Below are 18,493 nucleotides of genomic sequence, written 5' to 3' on the forward strand. Positions count from 1 at the left end.
GTTCGCCCGGATCGGTGGCCCGGATGCGGGTGCGCATGCGGGTTCGCCGTGAGAAGGAGTCGCCGGCGACGATCAACGGATCGGCAGCGGAAGATGCGTTCTACGACGCGAGGGGCACCAGGGAAGGATGCCGCAACGCGTCCAGTCTATCAGCCGGTCCGCTCAGCGGTCCGCGAAGCGGTCGGTCGCGGCGCGGAGCGCGGTGGCGATACCGGGTTCGCTCGCGGAGTGCCCGGCATCGTCGACGATCGCGAACTCCGCCTCCGGCCAGGCGCGGTGCAGGTCCCACGCGGTCATCACGGGTGTGCAGGCGTCGTAGCGCCCCTGCACGATGACGGTCGGGATGTGGCGGATCGCGTCGACGCCGTCGATCAGCTGGTTCTCGCGGAACCAGCCCTTGTTGACGAAGTAGTGGTTCTCGATGCGCGCGAACGCCGTGGCGCGGGCATCGCCGAGCATCGACGCGACGAGCTTGGGGTCGGGCCGGAGGGTGAGGGTGGATGCCTCCCACGTCGTCCACGCCACGGCTGCCGGCACGTGCACCTCGGGGTTCGGGTCGAACAGCAGGCGGTGGTAGGCCTCGATCATCCGCGAGCGCTCGAGCACCGGCACCGGTTCGAGGAACTTCTCCCAGAGGTCGGGGAAGACGGCCGCAGCCCCGCCCTCGTAGAACCACTCCAGCTCGTGGCTGCGGAGGGTGAACACGCCGCGGAGGACGAGCTCGGAGACCGAGCCCGGATGGGCCTGCGCGTAGGCGAGGGCGAGGGCGCTGCCCCACGATCCGCCGAAGACCTGCCACTGCTCGATGCCCAGGTTCCGCCGCAGCAGCTCGAGATCCGCGACGAGGTGCCACGTCGTGTTGTGGCGGAGGTCGGCATCCGGTTCGCTCACGTGCGGCGTGCTGCGGCCGCATCCGCGCTGGTCCATCAGGATGATGCGGTAGCGCTCGGGGTCGAAGAACCGCCGATGCCAGGGAGACGTGCCCGCTCCGGGGCCGCCGTGCAGGAAGACGACCGGCTTGCCGTCGGGGTTGCCCGACTCCTCCCAGTAGACGCGCTGGCCGTCGCCGACGAGCAGTTCCCCCGTCTGATGCGGTGCGATCTTGGGGTAGAGGATGCCGTCGAGGCGGGTCTGCGGTTTCATAGATCCCTTCCGGAGACCGCGAACGTGTCGCAGGCCGTGAACCCTCCACGGTATCCGGTCGTGAACCATCGCTGACGCTGCTCGCTCGACCCGTGCGTCCAGCTCTCGGGGTTGACCCGCCCGGACTGCTGCTGGATGTGGTCGTCGCCGACCGCCGCCGCCGCCTCGAGTGCGTCGTCGATCTGCGCCTGGGTGGGCTCCTGCAGGTAGGGGTTGCCGTTGCGGTCGGTCTGCGCGGCGGCATCCGCCGTCCACGCCCCGGCGTAGCAGTCGGCCTGCAGCTCGGTGCGCACCGCGTTGCTGTCCGCCCCCGTGCCGTCGCGAGGGTACTCCTCGAAGACGCCGGTGAGGTGCTGCACGTGGTGGCCGTACTCGTGGGCGAGCACGTAGAGCTGGGCGAGGTCGCCGCCCTCGGCACCGAGCTGGCCGCGGAGGATGCTCCAGAAGGTCGGGTCGATGTAGACGGTCTCGTCGGTCGGGCAGTAGAACGGGCCCGTCTGGTTGGATGCCGTGCCGCAGGGCGACTGCGTCTGCTGATCGACGATGACGAGGGCCGGCGCACGGTAGCCGTCGAGCGCCCCCTCCCAGTAGGCGTTGATGACCTCCTCGCCCGCGTCGAGGCGACAGGCGTCGTCGGCGTTGGCATCGGCTCCGGTGTCGCAGTTCTCGACGACGCCCTCGTCCGTCGACGTGCCGCCGCCGGTGCCGCCGAGGAAGCCGCTGAAGTCCTGGCCGGTGAAGAGCATGAGGAGCAGCACGACCACGGCACCGGCTCCGCCTGCGCCGCCGGCGATCACCGCACCGCGTCCGCCGCGGCGCTTCGCGCTCGTCCCCCGGACGTCCGCGTTCGGGTTGAATGTCATGCCCGCACCGTACGCCGGGGCGGGCCGCTCCACGAGGCCGTTGCGAGCGAGCGGGGATTCGTGCTCATCGCCCGATCGGCCACAATGGACCAGACGGCGCACCGTCGCGCCGCCACCGAAGGTCGAGGAGAGCCCACCAGAGGGCGAGGAGAATCACAGTGGAGACACGACCAGGCGACGCCGTACCCGGCGACTACGCCGAATCGCGCACCATCCCCATCCCGGACGACCCCCTCGCGCAGACCCCGGAGCTCGCCGCACTGCACCCCAACCCGGAGTGGTGGCTGGCGCTGCCGGCGGGGTCACGCCTGGTGGGGCTCGTCGTCTCGCGACCCGACATGCCGAGCATCGTCGCCCAGCGCGAAGCGCTCGCGACCTTCGGCGTGCCGATCGAGGGGTTCCGGCATCCGGCACCCGAGATCGGCGAAACGTGGGAGGAGCGGCTCACCCGGTTGTTCGGCCGCCTCGGCGCGGGGGACGTGCTGGTCGTCACGGACGTGAAGGCGCTCGGACGGGACGCCCACGAGGAGACGCGCACCGTCGCCGAACTGCGGCGCCGCTCGGTGATCGTGAAGGTGCTCGACCGCAGCTGAGCCGGTCAGCTCGCCGCGCAGATGCGCGTGGCGTCGCTCACCTGCCCGGTGTCGCGGCGCACACTCACGTCGATGCAGACCTGCGTGTCGTCGCCGAGCGGCACCGTGACCGTCGACTCGGTGATGTTGCTCGACGCCGCAGCGCCGCCGTCCAGGCGCACCTGCTGCCACAGGAAGGTGTCGCCCTCCTGCGGGTCCGGGTTGATCCACCGGAACACGGCCTGATCGCCGTCGACCCGACCGCTGCCGTCCTGCGGCGCCGGGATGAACTCCGCGACCGGATCCTGCGGATCGACCGGCTCGCTCGTCTCGGTCTCGGTGGGCTGCGCCTCGTCGCTGGGCGGGGCGAGCAGCGACGCCGTCACGACCGCGGCCACGACGAGGACGGCGGCTGCGGCGACGCCGAGGGCGATCCAGAGACCTCGGCGGGAGCGCGGACCGGGTGCACCGGAGGGATCCGTCTGCGAGGGCAGCGGAGGCACCGGCGGCACCGAATCCGGCGCGGCGGCCGTCGTCGGGCTCGCCGTGGCGGCGGGGATCGAACGGGGACCCCGCACGATGGTGCCTTCGTCGGCGGCCGTCGTGACGGGGCCTGCAGGCGCGATCGCCGTCGGCGGCCGCAGCTGCGTCGCCTCGGCGGCCGTCGCGGACGGGGCCCAGCCGGTGGTGTCGGGCAGTCCCCGCTCCGCCGCGATGGCCGTGCGCTCCCAGGTGGGACCGGCCGCGGGCGCCGTCTGCGGGTCGATGCTGACGATGCCGCGCACGCGGGTCAGCTCGCCGTCCTCCTCCTCGTCCTCGAGCGGAGGCGAATCGTCGAGGATGTCGATCGGCGTCACCGAGTGCGACAGCTCGATCTGCACCTTCTGCAGTGCGCGAGCGAAGGCGACGGCCGACTCGTACCGGTCGACGGGGCGCTTGGCCATCGCCCGCTCAAGCACCTGGTGCAGCGAGAGCGGCGCGTCGGGGCGGTCGAGGCGCGCGACGGGTTCGCTCTCGATGCGGCGGATGAGCTCCGCTCCCCCGTTGCGTCCGCCGGGGACCTCGAACGGCGACCGTCCGGCGAGCAGGTTGTAGACCGTCGCCCCCAGCGCCCAGACGTCCGAACGGACGGTGAAGTCGGGGCTGTCGGCGAACGACTCCGGCGGCGACCACGGGATCGACATGCCCGCCGCCGGGTCGCTCGCCTCGGCGGTCGTCGCGATGCCGAAGTCGGTGAGGGCCGGGCGGTTGTACTCGGTGACGAGGATGTTCGCGGGCTTGATGTCGCGGTGCAGGATGCCGGCCCGGTGGGCGGTCTCGACCGCCGCGGCGACCTGGATGCCGACGCGCAGCGCCTCGGCCACCGAGATCGACGCCATCTTGGCGCGGACCTGCAGGTTCGGCTTCGAGCAGTACTCCATCACGAGGTACGACCGGCCGTCGTCCGAGACGCCGGCCTGGTAGATCGTGACGATGGCGGGATGCGTCGAGAGCATCGCCATGACGTTCGCCTCGGCCTGGAACTGCTCGGCCGCCCCGCCCGACATCTTCTCGGCGAGCAGCACCTTCACGGCGACGCGGCGGCGCGGCAGCGCCTGCTCGTACAGGTACACGTCGGCGAAGCCGCCGGATCCGAGCGGCTGGACGTAGGAGAAGCCGGGCAGCTGCGGCGGCGGCGCAGGGGCGCGCTTCGAGCTCACGGAAGATCCTCGAAGGTCAGGGTGACGCCGTCGCCGAGGTCGAGGACGTCGGCATCCACCACCATCGTCGGCTCGTGCGGATGCAGTCGCACCGGGTCGTGCCCGCCGCGCAGCAGCACCGTGCCGTTCGTGCTCGCGAGGTCGACGGCGAGGACGTGCTCGCCCTCGGCGCGGATCTCGACGTGGTTGCGGGAGATGTCGTGCTGCGGACCATCGACGGCGACGAGCGTCGGAAGTTCGGATTCGGCGGGCCGTGTCGACCGCGGGCGCCGGCCGACGATGACGGTGCGCTCGAGTTCGATCACCCGGCCGTCGGCGAGGCGGATGCGACCCTGCGACGGCGTGCGGGCCGGCACGTCGTCGACGGCTTCGTAGGAGGGCTCCGCGTCGCGCATCGCGCGCGCCTGGGCGACCGAGACCGTCTCGCCGTCGTGGTCGCCGAGCTCATCGGGCAGCGGCGGCATCGGCGGGACGAAGGGCGGCAGCGACGGCACCGGCGACGAGGTCTTCGCCGTCCGGGGGCTGGCGATCGTGGCGCCCAGGACGGGGTCGTCGTCGACCGACCCGATCGTCTCGGACGTCGCGGCGTCGCCCGGGACTGCGGGCGTGGCGACCGGGGACCCGCCCAGCGTGTACGCGGGCGGAACACCGGTGACGAGGCCCGCGGGTTCGGGCGAGGGGGCGGGTTCCGGCTCGGGCTCCGGGGTGGGCTCCGGCTCGAGCTCGGGCGTGGGCTCCGGCTCAGGCTCCGGCTCCGGGTCGGGCTCCGGCTCCGGCTCCGGGTCGGGCTCCGGCTCCGGCTCCGGGGCGGACTCCGGCTCGGGCTCCAGCTCCGGCTCCGGGTTCGGCTCCGGCTCAGGCTCAGGCGCCGCGACGATCGCAGGCGTCGCGGCAGGCTCCGGCGCCGCCGAGGCGCCGTCGAGGTCCAGCACGACCTCGGCGACGGGGACGACGCCCGACTCGATGGGCAGCGCGTCGCCGTCGGCGGGGGCACCGTCGCCGAGGTCCACCGTCACCCGCGTCGCACCGGCGAGGAAGCGTTCGGTCCACGTGGCAACGCCCGCACCCGACACGGCCTCCGTGCCCGACGTCGTCTCGACGATCAGCGTCGCCGGGCCGCGGACCGCCACCCGGACGCCGTCGCCCTCGGCCACGGCGAGCGCGAAGGGCGGGATCGCCGCCAGCGACGTGCCGAACGCGCCGGTGAGCGACTCGAGGACGGCGCCGATCCCGCCGCCGTCCAACCGCCGCCAGACCGCCTCGACCGCGTGCGGGGTGACGGTGGGGGGCAGCACGGCGATCGCCGAGCCGGTCACGGCCGCGCGCCAGGCGTCGCCGCGCCCGTCGGGCCGATATCGCACTGCGCGCATCAGGCGTCTCCTCCTGCCGCGTGGCGCGGCACTGTATCGATCTCGACATCCGAGGACGCACCCGCGGGCGCCGTCTCGTACGGTCCATCTTCCTGCCCGGCGACGCTCAGCGCATCGACGACCACAGCGGTGATGTTGTCGCGGCCCCCGTGCAGCATCGCCTCGTGGACGAGGCGGGTCGCGGCATCCTGGGGATCGTCGACCTCCCGGAGCACCTGCGCGATCCGCTCGGCGGGGACCTCGCCCGACAGACCGTCCGAGCAGATGAGCATGCGGTCACCCGGTTCGGCGGGAACGAGCCAGAAATCCGCCTCGCCGCCGCCTCCGGCTCCGATCGCGCGGGTGATCTCGTTGCGGCGGGTGTCGCGCCCGGCGGCGGCGGCATCGAGCACACCCTCGTCGATGAGCTCCTGCACGACGGAGTGGTCGACGCTGATCTGCTCGAGCAGACCGTCCGCGAAGCGATAGGTCCTCGAGTCGCCGACGTTGACCGCCAGCCAGTAGCCGTACCCGCCGACGTCGGTCACCGCGACACCCGTGAGCGTGGTCCCTGCGGCACGGCCGCTGTGCCCGATCCGCTCGACGGTGGCGCGGGCGCGGGCCAGGGCAGCCCGCATCCCTTCGAGTCCCATCGAATCGGCGCCGGCCAGCAGCGCGAACTCCTCGACGACGGCGGCGCTGGCGGCCGCGCCGGCGTCGTGCCCGCCCATGCCGTCCGCCACGAGGAACAGCGGGTAGGCGGCGAGGTGGGAGTCCTCATTGACGCGACGACGGAGTCCCGGATGCGTCGCGGCGCCCGCTCGCACCTCGATGACCGCGCGCCTCATCGGGCGCTCTCCACCGTGACCCGTCGATCGCCGACGTCGAGGACGTCGCCCGACCAGATGCGCGCACGGATGCCGGGGGCGAGCCGCTGCGGAACGCCGTCACGCGAGACGACCACCCCGTTGAGGGAGTGCCGGTCGACGATCCACGTGCCGTCCGCGTCCGCGCCGATCTCGAAATGGGTCTTCGAGATCGACAGGGTCTCGTCGCGGACGGGGACCGTGCGCAGACCGGGCTGCGCCGACGGTCCGCGCCCGAAGAGGGTGCCCTCGTAGACGGTGTGGCGCGTGCCGTCGTCCCAGCGGAGGATCGCCACGGCGGGCGGCGCGAGGGACTCGGCGCCCGCCGGGCGCCCGTCGCGGTGCGGCGCACCGGGCACGGTCGAGATGACGTCGACGGGAAGCGTGCGGGCAGCCCGACCGGGACCGGGCTGTGCCGGCGCCCACGCGGGTCGGGGCCGCGGCGCGGGGTCGCCCGGGGCGGGCTCCGGCGTCGGCGCGATCGCCTCGGGTGCGGGGGCGGATGCAGCAACCCGACGCGGCTCCGGCCCCGGCGGCGTCACCGATGCCGCCGCCGCCAGAACGGGCTCGCGTCGGGGCACGGCCACGGCCGGCGCGGGCGCGGGTGCCGGCGCCGGCGCCGGCGCGGGCTCCGGCGTCGGCACGGGCGCAGGCTCTACCGCCGCCGGAGGCGAGGGGACGCGGCGCGCGGCCTGCGCACCGGCATCCGTCATCACGGCCGAGACCGCGAGGTCGTGCCAGCCGCGGCGCCAGCGACCGGGGTCGAACAGCGGCGAGAAGTAGCCGACGACCACGCTGCAGCTCAGCGCCCACACGACGGCGCGGCCCAGCGCACGGCCGACGCCCAGGTCGGCGTCGTCGCCGGTGTGCGCGAGGCGCAGCCCCATCGCCCGCATGCCGAGCGAACCGGCGGCGCCCTGCATGGCGGTCTGCACGAGGAACCACGCGATCGCGGCGACCGGCAGGACCACGAGCAGGACCGCGGGCGAGACGGAGCCGGCGGTCAGCACCGAGATCGCGACAGTCGCGCCCGACGCGACGGCGAGGACGGCACCCGAGACAGCGCCGTCGATGATGACGGCGATGATGCGACGACCGAGGGATGCCGGGGTGTGGCCCGTGGCGGACAGGGCACTCATCGCCGCAGCACCGACCTGAGGCTCCACGTCCGTCGCAGCGACCGCAGGCTCAACCGGGCGCGCAGGCGCTGCCAGAAGGTCGCGCCGCCCGCCATCCCGATGACGATCGCATCGACCTCGCTCCAGAACTTGTCGACGTCCTCGGGGCTCGGGTCGCCCGGGCCGTAGACCTCGGCGTCGGCGCGCTGCGCGAGGGTCGTCACCCGCGGCCCGTCGAACGCGCCGGCGACGGCCGCCGCGCTCTCGGCGCGCGTGGCACCGGGCGTCACCGGGACGCGGTAGTCGACGGCGCGGTCGACCAGCTCGTCCCAGCCGCCCGAGATCCGGTCGGCGGTGCGTTCGGCCTTCCACCGCTTCGCGCGGCGAGCGGCCTTCATCCCGCCGATCACGAGGAACGGCGAGAGCAGCAGGAGGATCGTCCCGAGTCCGATCCCGGTCCAGAAGAGCACCGGTCCGAGCCAGTCGAGTCCGGGCCCCTCCTCGTCGTCCTGGTCGCGCTCCTCCGCCAGTGCCGGCGGCAGCTCCGCGGGCTCCTGCGCGGGGGGCGGCGGCTGCAGCACCTGCGGCTTGGGGTTCGCTCGCGGCTTCGTGTTCTGCTCGCTCGGCTCGTTGTCCTCGTCGGGGGTCGGGTCGAAGGTCACCCACCCGGCGTCCTCGAACGCGATCTCGACCCAGGCGTGCATGTTGTCGCCCGTGGCGGTGAAGACCTCCGCCGTGTCGCCCTCGTCCGGGTACCACCCCATGACGACGCGGGCGGGCATGCCGAGCTGGGTCGCCATGAGCGCCATCGTCACGGCGTACTGCTCGTCGTCGCCCACCATCTGCTCGCCCGAGATCAGGCTCGTGATGCGGGCGGCGCCGTGGCCGGACGGCGAGTACACGTCGTCGGCGAGCCCGTGGCTGAAGAAGCCGTCCGTCTGCAGGTACGCCTCCAGCGCGCGCGCCCGCTCGATGGGCGTCTCGGCGTCCTCCGTCGCGTCGGACGCGAGCTCGGCGACCGCCTGCGGGATGTTCGACTGCTTCGGCATCTTCAGCGGCGCGAACTGCTGATCGGCGAGGACCTCGTCCTCCAGCACCGGGGGCACGATCGTGTCGACGGTGTAGGCGTCGCCGGAGCGGACCTCGGCCGTCGCGACCGCCGTCCCCGTCGCGTCGTTGAAGTGGGCACCGCGTCGCAGGTCGGTCGCGCGGGCGCCGTCGAAGGTGATCTCGCGGGCATTGCCGACCGAGGGGAGCCAGACGCCCTCGAGGTTCTCGATGTCGACGCGGACCGTGGCCTCGTCACCCTTCGCGGCCGGTGACATGTTCGAGCGGATCGGTGTGAAGGCGCTCGAGGACCCCGCGCCGTCGTCGGCGACGTTGTAGACCACGCCGTCGTAGGCATCCATCGTCGCGAGACGGACGCGACCGTCCTCGGGCAGTCCGCTGACGGTGAAGAGCGGTTCGGTCTCGAAGTCGCGCACGAACATGCGCCACGACTGCAGGGGACTCGCGTAGTCGTGCACGTCGAACGGCGGGACGACGAAGTCGCGCAGGATGTAGCGCTGCGTGGGCGGAGACGCCGCCGCGGCGACGGCCGCGCCGGCACCGGCCGCCAGGGCGAGCACGACGCCACCCGAGACGAGGCGGCGCAGCCGCGCCGACCGGAAGGCGTCGACCTCGGGTGCCGCGGCCTCGACAGCCGCGCGCTCCGGGCTCCACAGGGAGCGGAGCGCGAGCCAGACGACCGCGACGACGACGAACAGCGCACCCTGGACGACCGGGGCGATGGGCTGGGCGGTGCCGAGCAGGATCTCGAGGGCGATGTAGAGGGCTGCGGGGATCAGCGCCCAGGCGGCCGACCGCAGGCGGAAGGCGAGGGATGCCGCGAGCACCGCGCCGACGAGGGTCATCAGGAACGGCACGATGAGGTGTCCGTCGCCGGCCGCGACCGGCGGCACCGTCGTCAGGAGGTTCTTCCACGAGGTGACGGCGCCGACTGCCAGCTCGCTCCACGTGGTGAGGGTCGGGATGACCCCCAGGAGTGTCGTCTGCGGCAGCGCAAGGGCACCGCCCAGCACGAAGTAGAGGGCGATCGTCGCACCGGCCATCGACAGGATGCCCCATCGCCAGCGCGCTCCGACCCAGGCGAGGACGAGTCCGGCGATGAGGGCGCCGACCGACGCCACGACGTACTGCGGCCCGTCGAACGTCGCCGCGAATCCGATGACGCCCACGCCGAGCAGCAGGGTCACGGCGACGGCGTCGGTGATCAGCCGCCGCGCCGTGCCGCCCGGGAGGCGAACGTCGAACCGCGTCACGAGAGCACCTTCCGGACGGCGCTCGGCAGCTGGTCGAGGTGGCCGAGCGCGACGACGTCGGCGTCGCCGACACGGCGGAGCGAAGGCGAGTCGAGGCGGCCGTCGGCGATGATCGCGAGGGTGCGGACCCCGTAGGGGATCCGGGCGCACGCGATGCGGAGATCGGCCGCGTCGACGGTCGACCCGCACACGAGCACCGCAACCGCGGCATCCGGTGCGTGTGCGGCCAGCACCCCTGCGAGGGCGACGATCCCGCCGTCGCGGGGCTTGCTCGGCTCGAGCGCCGAGAGGGAGTCGAGGTAGCGCCGCCCGGTCTCAGCGCGGATCTTGCCGGCCGAGGTCCGGACGTCGAGGGTGCGGGAGTCTCGAAGGGCGCGAAGGCCGATCGACCCGGCGACCGAGATCGCGGTCTCGAACTCCTCGGGGTCGCGGTAGTCGGCGGGGAGCGTCGACAGCGCGACGACGAAGTGCGAACGCCGGGTCTGCTCGTACTCGCGGACCATGAGGTCGCCGACGCGGGCGGTCGACTTCCAGTGCACGTGACGCAGGTCGTCGCCGGGCTGATACTCGCGCAGCGCGTGGAACGAGACGTCGTCGCGGGCGAGGTGCTGGTCGGGGAGGCCTTCGAGGTCGCGCATCTGCCCCAGCGAGAGACCGTCGAGCGGCAGCGTCCGCGGGTGGACGAAGAGGTCGACCGCCTGACGACGGTCGTTCGTGCGCTCGAACAGGCCCAGGGGGTCGCCGCGCAGGACGCTCACGGGACCGACGGCGAGGACGCCCCGGCTCGTCGTCGGGATGGCGAACAGCTCCTCGTGCTCGGCATCGGGCTGCAGCCGCGGCACCTGGAACACACCTCGACCGGCGCCGACGGGGAGGATGATCTCGGACGGCAGCAGCGATCTCGTCGTGCGGTTGGCGAGGGTGAGCGCACCGACCGCGCGCTCCCCCACGACGACACGGGTGCGCGTGAGGTCGAGCTCGACCTCGTAGGCCGTGCGCCCGAACAGGAACGCGACGCACAGCAGTGCGACGATCGTGGCGATGACGGCGGCGACGAACGCCTCCTGCCAGCCGAGGGCGAAGGCGGTGATCCACAGGACGAGCGCTGCCGCGATCACGACCCAGCCGGTCACCTGGATGACGTCGGCGATCAGGCGGGTCCGAGACCACGCACGACGCGCCCAGACCGCGGCATCCTCTCGGAGCTTCTCGGTGCGCGTCGCCTGGCGCGGTGCGAGCAGCGGCGGAGCCGTCTGGCCGACGTCGTCAGCGGGCGCGCCGGAGTCCCGCGACGCGTCCTGCGTCCCGGTCACCGCCTCCGGCGTGAGCGTCATCAGGCGGATGCCCTCGCGAGGGGGGCCTCGACGTCGCTCAGCGCGCGCTCGACGACTGACTCGGCGGTCGTGCCCGAGAACTCCGCCTCGGGGTCCAGCACGAGTCGGTGGGTCCAGACGGGGGCCGCGAGCGCCTTGACGTCGTCGGGGATGACGTAGTGGCGCCCCTGGGAGGCGGCGACGACGCGCGCGATGCGCATCATCGAGATCGCACCGCGGACCGAGACGCCGAGCTTGGTGGACTCGGACTCGCGCGTCGCCTCGACCAGCTGCGCCGCGTAGCGGGCGACCGCGGGGTCGACGTGGACGGACGAGGCGAGGTCGGCCATGTCGGCGACCGCCTTGGTCGTGATGACGGGCGTGAGCTTGCCCGAGGGGTTGCGGTCGACCTCACCGGCGAGGATGCGCTCGGCGACGGCGAGGGAGGGATACCCGATCGAGGTCTTGATCATGAAGCGGTCGAGCTGCGCCTCGGGGAGCTTGTAGGTGCCCGCCTGCTCGATCGGGTTCTGCGTCGCGATGACGAGGAAGGGTCGGCCGACCTCGTGGGGCACGCCGTCGACGGTGACCCGCGACTCCTCCATGACCTCGAGGAGCGCCGACTGCGTCTTCGGCGAGGCGCGGTTGATCTCGTCAGCCAGGACGATCGAGGCGAAGACGGGTCCCTTGTGGAACTCGAACTTGTGGTTCTGCTGGTCGTAGATCGTCACACCCGTGACGTCGGAGGGCAGCAGGTCCGGCGTGAACTGGATGCGGGTCGACGTGCCCTGCACGCTCGCCGCCAGCGCCTTCGCGAGGCTCGTCTTGCCGGTGCCGGGTGCGTCCTCGAGGAGGACGTGCCCCTCGGCGAGCATGGCGGCCAGCACGAGGCCGACGACCTCGCGCTTGCCCATCAGGGCCTGGTCGACGTTGTCGACGAGGCGCGTGAACGTGTCACGGAACCAGGCCGCCTGTTCGGGGGTCATGCTCATTCGTTCAGTCCTTGCTCTCGAAGGGGGGGATGTGCGATCACGGTCGCGGCCAGAATGTCTTCTCGGTGTCCACACCGTCACCCCAGCCCTGGATGTCCACCCAGACGTTCTGGCCGTCGCGGCCGACGTAGCACCCGATCTCCTGGTTGCCACGACCGTTGAAATTGATCTGGTATGTCGAGAACCCGCCGTCGTTGTCACTGACGCAGGTGACGGCACGACTGCCGATGTCGAGGTTCTCCCAGTGCACGTTGTACTTGCGGCAGCCGTTGACGCAGTTGCCTGCGGCGCCACCCTGTGTCACCCACACGCGCGGCTGAGGAGCGTTCTGTGTCGTGGCCTGAGCGGCGTCAGACGTGTTGCTGCTGCCGTCCGCGCGCGCGACGACCTCGATCCGGATGGTCTTCTCGTATCCCGGGTTGTACGACCGCGACCCGCCGCCGTTGACGTCGAAGGTCTCCGTGACCGCGCCCGTGATCCGGACCGTGCCGGACACTGGGCGGCCATTCGAGGCGGGCAGGTCCCAGCTGACGTCCACGTTCGTCGCGCCGGCGTTCGCCCGCGCACGCGGAGCACCGATCTGACCGTAGGGGCGCACCTGGTTCGAGGCGCCCGACGCCGCTCCTTCGTAGGTTGTGCCGTCGGCTGTGGCCACGGCACGCACCCGAACGGAGTACGTCCCACCGTTGTTCACCGTGCCGTTGCCGATCGTCCCGCTGTTGCTCGTTCCGCCTTCTACCCAATCGGCCCGCCATCCGTTGCCGTTGACGCTGTACTGGTACCGGATCTCGTTGGCGTTCGCTCCGTTCGACGCGCCGGGCTGCCACTGCACCGTAACCCGGTTGTCGCCCTCGCGGGCGGTGACACCGGTTGGTGCTCCAGGCGGCGTGAACGCTCGCCTGGGGGCGGACTGCGGACTCGTCTCTCCCCAGCCGGCCTTGTTCCGTGCACGCACGCTGTACGTGTAGTCGGAGGTGGAGGTGTCCACGGTGACCGCTTGACTCGTCTGCCCGGCGGGAACATCGATCACGTTGATGGTCTGTCCACCGCGGATGACGTTGAGCTGGTAGCCGGCGATCGCATCGCCGTTGTTGCCCGGCTCGTTCCAGCTCACCTGCATCTGCGCGCGGTCGCCGACCGGTTGGAGCCGGGCGACGGTCGGCGCGCCGGGCGCCGCCGGAGGCGCCGCCGGAATCTCACCGGCTGACCACTGCGAGAAGTCGGACGGCTCGGGCGCGCGGTTGTGGGCGCGCACCCGCACCTGGTATTCGGTGCCGTTCTCCAGTCCGTCCCAGCGGGTCGAGTTCCCGGTCACACCGGTCCGCTGCGCCACCCCGGAGGGGGGTGCCGGCGAGATCTCGAGCGTGAAGGACTCCACCGGGGAACCCTCCGTCCGCGGAGTGGTCCACGCCACGTCGAGGCTTCGATCGCCGAAGGTGAGCGTGGGTGGTGCTGGCTGGTCCGGTCGCACGTCCGGGCGGGCAGTCTCGGAGGGGACCGACGGGTCGGACTCTCCCACGCTGTTGGTCGCGGTGACGGTGAAGTTGTACTCGACATTGTTGGTGAGGCCGTCGAGCGTGCACGTCGTCGAGGGGCACTCGCGCGTGTATCCCCCTGCAGTCGACCGCACCGTGTACGTCTCGATGCGGCGCCCGTTGTCGACAGGCGGGGTCCAGCTGAGAACGACCGTCCGACTCTCGACCGCTGTGACGGTGGGCTTGCCCGGTGCGTCGGGGCGCCCTTGCACGGTGATGCGGATGCGACCATCCACCTGTCGATCGGCGTCTTGGGTGGCGTCCTGAACGGTGTAGCGGACCACGACGGAGCCGACGAAATCAGATGCTGTCGTGACGCGCACGGTGCCACCGGAGACGTCGACATTCGTCACCGCGCCCGTCTCGATCTGCGTGCCCACGATCTCGAGAGGCGTGTCCGGGAAGGGATTGACGTCGTTCCCGAGCACCCCGACGGACACCGTCTCACCTTGATCCGCCTGCGCGACGATGTCGTCGTTGACGGAGGGCAGCTCGCGCGTCGACGCGGTGACTGCGACCTGGATCGTTCCCACGACCGGCTCGGTCTGGTTGTCGGTGACCTGGACGTCCAGGGTGAAGCGCGTGCCCTTCGCGACGTCGGGCTGCGCCGACACTTGCAGCGTCTGTCCGTCCACGGAGGCGTTGACGCCGGCAGGCGGGTCGGACACCAGGGAGAAGGTCAGGTCGTCCAGATCGCCCGGGTCGGGATCGGTCGCCAGTTCACGGAGGCCGAGCGTCGCCGGGTCCTCTCCGGGGGCGACGTTCATCGTGGCGCCCGCCATCTCCGGCGGCTGATTGTCGGGAGGGAGCACCGTGATCGGGATCGTCAGTGTGGCTTTGCGTCCCTCGGGATCGTCGGGGCCTGTTCCATCGGTGACCTCGAACGTCAACGCGTCCGCTCCGAAGTAGCGATCGGCGGATGTGTAGGTGAGGGTGCGCTCATCGCGTACGAGGTCCCCACCGTTGCTGTGCGCCGCGATCACCTTCTCGGTCTCGGTGATGACGACCTCGCGACCGCCCGATGCACGAACGTACTCGGACAGCGGCAGCTCGATCGTCTCGCCGCTCTTGACCTCCACCGCGTCGGTCGACAGCAGCGTCGGGGGGAGGTCGGCGAGCGCGGGCACATGGATGAACGCCGCCGCAACCTGATCGTCCTCGTCTTGAACGACGTACGTGATGAGCTGCCGCTCGTCGGTGACGGAGAGCGACACCCGACCGTCCGCTGTGACACGCGCGTCTGCACCTCCCTCGCTCAGTGAGACGATCAGGGCCTCACGGGTGCCGTCGGGGTCATCGTCGTTCTCGAGCACATCGAGGGTGACGGTCCCGTCTTCTGCGACGTCCTCCGGCCGCACCCGGTCGTCTCGCGCGATGGGACGCGCGAGCGGCACGTCCGGGTCGACCGTTATCTGCACAGACGTCGTTGCCCGAAGACCGCGTTCGTCGGCGATCGTGTAGGTCACGCTCGTCTGCATGGGCTCGTCGGGCGCTGTGATCAGCAGCTGAGAGCCGGACACCTCAGCGTCGAGACCCGGGACGTCGGGAACCTGGATGGCATCCTCGGCGAAGTTGAAGTCGTCTCCATCCGGATCCGAGTCGTTCTGCAACACGTCGACGGCGACCGTTCGGCCGGGCCGCATGACGATCGAGTCCCGCACGGCGTAGGGCGCCTGGTTCGTAGACTCCGCCGGAGCGATGCCCACCTCGACGAGAGCGGTTGCCTCCTTGCCCAGGTTGTCGCGAACGCGGTACTGGAAGCGGTCCACGCCCGTCGAGTCGTCGAAGGCCGTGTACACGAACGAGTCGGCGTCGATGTCGGTCACCGCCCCCTTCGACGGCGAAGAGGCGAGGCCCACCAGCTCCACGGAATCACCGTCGGCATCGATGCCGTCGAGCTCGATGGGGACGAGCGTCCCCGACCCGGCGAGAGTTCGCACCGTGACGTCGCGCGGTCGCGGCGCCGCATTCGCCTCGTCGTCGCGCGCGAGGATGCGTATCGTGACGTACCCCGCGTCACGCTGTCCGGTCGAATCCTCGACCTCGTATGTCGCATTGACGGTCTTCGCCTCAGGACCGGCACGGAACCTGAGGGTGTCTTCGGAGACGAAGAGGTCGCCGTCCTCCTCGTCGACGAGGGGAGGGACCAGCTCTGGGACGATGTGGATCTCGTCGTTGTTGGGGTGGTAATCGTTGTCCATCACGGGGATGGTGGCGATGTCACCGACACGCACCACGACCTCGTCGTCGACTGCGATGGGCGGCCGGAGCTTTTCGGGCGCGGGCACCGGTATGACGATGATCTCACCGTCCGCCGACTGCGACCCGTTCGAGATCGTGTATCTGACGCGGACCTGCTTGTCGAGCGAACCCTGATCGCTGACACGGATCGTCTCGTGGCCGAGGACGGCGGCCGCAACGCCGCTGTCATCGTCCGCGCCCACGGACTGGACGACCAAGATGCCGCCTGCCGGGTCGGTGTCATTGCCGAGAACGTTGACGAGCGCGTCGCCCCCGGCGGGGAGCAGCGCGACATCGCGGACCGCGATCGGTGCGACGTCAGCATCCTCCTCGGGGAGGACATCGATACGGACGATGCCTGGTGCACTGTTCGCGCCGGCCGAGGCGAGGTAGGTCGCGTAGTACGTGCCGGTTTGACCGGACTCGAAGGTGAACGACTTGTCGGGATAGTCCCGCGTGACTTGTCCGCCGTCGACGTCGTCCACGCGGGTCAGCCGAAGTTGCTCGCTGCCGGTGCTGGTGTCGTTGCTGAGTGGTCGGACGGTGACGGCGCGATCGGGTCGGGTCACGACATGGTCCGCGTTCGTGACGGGGAGGGTCGTCCCCAGTGGGCGGATCTCGTATCGCGCGACCCCCGGCGCGGCCTCGACGCCGTCCGAGACGGAGACGGGGACGTCCTTTCGTCCTTGCATGCCGCCGATGGCCCGATAGGTGATCTGACCGTCGGAGGTGAACTCCGCCTCGTCACCGCCATCGGGGGACACGGACTGCAGGAAGATGTCGTCGCCGTCGGGGTCGACCCAGTCGGTGAGGACGTTGTACGAGACGACGCCGCTCTGCTCGACCGTGATGGCGGTCTTCCGCTTCTGCACCGGCGGCGAGTTCTCGCTCAGCGGGCGCACCGTCAGGTCGACGCGTGCGGTGTCCTCGCCCTTGCGGCCGTCCGACACCTTATAGGTGAAGGAGGTCGTGCCGGTCGCGTCCTCGGGCAGCGCGATCTGCAGCGCCGTCCCGTTGTAGATGGGGGTGATCTCCCCGATCGAGGGCGTGTTCACCACCTCGGCGACGAGCACGTCGCCGTCCGCGTCGAGGTCGTTCTCCAGGATGGGCAGCACGGTCGTGCGGCCCGGGCGCACGCCGTATCGGTCGTCCTCGGCGACGGGAGGCGTGTTGTTCTCGGTGCGCTCGGGGAGGGTCGACTGGATCGTCTCCTCGGTCGTCTCCTCCTCCTCTTCACCCTCGCCCTCGGGAGGCGTGATGTCCTCCCAGTTGTCGACCTGCTGCAGCGCGTCGCTGGCCATCCAGGCGGCCCCGCCGAAGACGTCGTTCAGGACGACGACGTCGCGGTTGACTCGGAAGCGCAGGTCGCTGGTGGGCTCGATGCCCTCGATGGTCTCGGACAGGTCGGATGCCTCGCCGCGGCAGTCGCGCACGAACGCACCCGATCCCGACCAGGCGCCGTAGGCGCACCCGGCGACGTAGACGGGCTGCGAGGGCGCGCCCTCGGCCGACGCGTCGACGATCGTGGGGTCGCCGCCGGCCAGTGGCTGGCGGAGCAGGCCGGTTGCGGTCGCCATCGTGACCGCATCCGTCGCGTTCGAGGGTTGCTGCAGCACGGCATCCGCGGGAGCCTCCATCTGCTGCCCGTCGCTCGTGTACAGCGTGGAGGTGTCGCGGTCGAGGACGACGCTGACGCCGCCGACCGAGGTCATCGTGATCTCGTGTCCCTCTTCGACCCCTTCGAGCTCGCGCTCGGCGGTCTGCTCGAAGGTGCCGTCCGCACCGGGCGCGTAGGCGTAGAGCATCCGCTCCTTAGGCGAGACCGCGTACACGACGCCCGCGGTGCTCACCGTCGCCACGGCGCCGCGCCCCAGCTCGGCGATGGGGTCGCCCGCCTCTTTGCCCACCGCCCCGATCGAGGTGAAGGGGGCCGCGCGGAGCGCGCCGCTCTCGTCGAGGACGGCGACGGCGGGACCGCCCAGGATCACCTGGGCGCCGGAAGGGAGGTCGGCGCTGTCGGAGAGGACGACGCGTGCGGGATCGATCGCGGTGGCGGTGTTCTCGGTCTGGTCGGTCACCAGCACCCGGTTGCCTGCCTGCTGGATGTCGTACTCGGGCGAGAGGGTGCGCAGGCCCCCGTCGAGCAGTCGTGACTCGTTGTTGAAGTGCCCGACGAGCAGGCTCGTCTGCTTGGTCAGCCAGACACCGCCGTCGTTGAGGTCGACCTCGGTCGTCGGCTCGCCTTCGTAGGTCAGCGCGAGCACGCCGATCGTGACGGCCGCGACCGTCACGGCGCCGATCGAAGCGAGCGTCTTCGGACGCGCGCGGAGCCACGCGAAGGACTTCATACGAGCTCGGCCTCCCCCGGGCAGTCGAGTGTGCACGGCGAGGAGCCCCGTTCCACCGTTCGGGCTCAGCGCTGCGAGTTGACGACGAAAAGCCTAAGCGAGGGATGAATTTCCGGCGAGCGCGTGACGTGG

11 protein-coding genes are annotated in these 18,493 nt (G+C 71.3%); 1 reads left to right on the top strand and 10 read right to left on the bottom strand.

Features of this window, described 5'->3' with window-relative positions:
* Nucleotides 1-162: 162 nt before the first annotated feature.
* Nucleotides 163-1,143 carry a prolyl aminopeptidase gene (gene pip / locus KZX17_RS03275; protein WP_248170774.1) on the bottom strand — a complete coding sequence of 327 codons (981 nt, stop codon included), beginning with the start codon at nucleotides 1,141-1,143 and terminating at the stop codon, nucleotides 163-165.
* The gene (locus tag KZX17_RS03280) at nucleotides 1,140-2,006 is read right to left on the bottom strand and encodes a neutral zinc metallopeptidase (protein WP_248170773.1); all 867 of its coding nucleotides are present in this window, start codon (nucleotides 2,004-2,006) and stop codon (nucleotides 1,140-1,142) included. Before KZX17_RS03280 ends, pip begins: the two co-directional genes overlap by 4 nt.
* Nucleotides 2,007-2,224: 218 nt before the next feature.
* On the opposite strand from KZX17_RS03280, the gene KZX17_RS03285 reads away from it, so the two are divergent.
* Entirely contained in the window at nucleotides 2,225-2,599 is a 375-nt protein-coding gene (locus KZX17_RS03285; RefSeq protein WP_248171663.1) for a recombinase family protein, read from the top strand.
* A gap of 5 nt (nucleotides 2,600-2,604) precedes the next feature.
* Here the strand turns inward: KZX17_RS03285 and KZX17_RS03290 are convergent, their stop codons facing one another.
* The 8 genes from KZX17_RS03290 to KZX17_RS03325 are packed head-to-tail and all read right to left on the bottom strand — an operon-like array spanning nucleotide 2,605 to nucleotide 18,361.
* Entirely contained in the window at nucleotides 2,605-4,278 is a 1,674-nt protein-coding gene (locus KZX17_RS03290) for a serine/threonine-protein kinase (protein ID WP_248170772.1), read from the bottom strand.
* Nucleotides 4,275-5,648: an FHA domain-containing protein gene (locus KZX17_RS14995; protein ID WP_282443373.1), complete on the bottom strand. Its 1,374-nt coding sequence runs from the start codon at nucleotides 5,646-5,648 to the stop codon at nucleotides 4,275-4,277. Before KZX17_RS14995 ends, KZX17_RS03290 begins: the two co-directional genes overlap by 4 nt.
* Nucleotides 5,648-6,475 (bottom strand): PP2C family serine/threonine-protein phosphatase, encoded by an 828-nt coding sequence (locus tag KZX17_RS03300; protein WP_248170771.1) that lies wholly within the window; start codon nucleotides 6,473-6,475, stop codon nucleotides 5,648-5,650. The genes KZX17_RS14995 and KZX17_RS03300 overlap by 1 nt, the downstream gene beginning before the upstream one ends.
* Complete coding sequence (locus KZX17_RS03305; RefSeq protein ID WP_248170770.1) at nucleotides 6,472-7,632, bottom strand: RDD family protein; 1,161 nt, start codon at nucleotides 7,630-7,632, stop codon at nucleotides 6,472-6,474. Before KZX17_RS03305 ends, KZX17_RS03300 begins: the two co-directional genes overlap by 4 nt.
* A complete protein-coding gene (locus KZX17_RS03310; RefSeq protein ID WP_248170769.1) occupies nucleotides 7,629-9,932 on the bottom strand; it encodes a transglutaminase domain-containing protein in 2,304 nt (767 codons plus the stop codon). Before KZX17_RS03310 ends, KZX17_RS03305 begins: the two co-directional genes overlap by 4 nt.
* Nucleotides 9,929-11,266 carry a DUF58 domain-containing protein gene (locus tag KZX17_RS03315; protein WP_248170768.1) on the bottom strand — a complete coding sequence of 446 codons (1,338 nt, stop codon included), beginning with the start codon at nucleotides 11,264-11,266 and terminating at the stop codon, nucleotides 9,929-9,931. The genes KZX17_RS03310 and KZX17_RS03315 overlap by 4 nt, the downstream gene beginning before the upstream one ends.
* Complete coding sequence (locus KZX17_RS03320; protein ID WP_248170767.1) at nucleotides 11,266-12,237, bottom strand: MoxR family ATPase; 972 nt, start codon at nucleotides 12,235-12,237, stop codon at nucleotides 11,266-11,268. The genes KZX17_RS03315 and KZX17_RS03320 overlap by 1 nt, the downstream gene beginning before the upstream one ends.
* Before the next feature lie 37 nt (nucleotides 12,238-12,274).
* Nucleotides 12,275-18,361, bottom strand: a complete 6,087-nt coding sequence (locus KZX17_RS03325) for an Ig-like domain-containing protein (protein WP_248170766.1) — start codon at nucleotides 18,359-18,361, stop codon at nucleotides 12,275-12,277.
* Between the last annotated feature and the right edge of the window lie 132 nt (nucleotides 18,362-18,493).

The organism is Microbacterium sp. EYE_78, from assembly GCF_023149035.1.
In the GTDB taxonomy this organism is placed as follows: domain Bacteria; phylum Actinomycetota; class Actinomycetes; order Actinomycetales; family Microbacteriaceae; genus Microbacterium.

Bases quoted from the DNA above. Each gene is read 5' to 3' on its own strand.
- pip (WP_248170774.1), bottom strand. From the start codon at position 1,143: ATGAAACCGCAGACCCGCCTCGACGGCATCCTCTACCCCAAGATCGCA.
- KZX17_RS03280 (WP_248170773.1), bottom strand. From the start codon at position 2,006: ATGACATTCAACCCGAACGCGGACGTCCGGGGGACGAGCGCGAAGCGC.
- KZX17_RS14995 (WP_282443373.1), bottom strand. From the start codon at position 5,648: ATGCGCGCAGTGCGATATCGGCCCGACGGGCGCGGCGACGCCTGGCGC.
- KZX17_RS03300 (WP_248170771.1), bottom strand. From the start codon at position 6,475: ATGAGGCGCGCGGTCATCGAGGTGCGAGCGGGCGCCGCGACGCATCCG.
- KZX17_RS03305 (WP_248170770.1), bottom strand. From the start codon at position 7,632: ATGAGTGCCCTGTCCGCCACGGGCCACACCCCGGCATCCCTCGGTCGT.
- KZX17_RS03315 (WP_248170768.1), bottom strand. From the start codon at position 11,266: ATGACGCTCACGCCGGAGGCGGTGACCGGGACGCAGGACGCGTCGCGG.
- KZX17_RS03320 (WP_248170767.1), bottom strand. From the start codon at position 12,237: ATGAGCATGACCCCCGAACAGGCGGCCTGGTTCCGTGACACGTTCACG.
- KZX17_RS03325 (WP_248170766.1), bottom strand. From the start codon at position 18,361: ATGAAGTCCTTCGCGTGGCTCCGCGCGCGTCCGAAGACGCTCGCTTCG.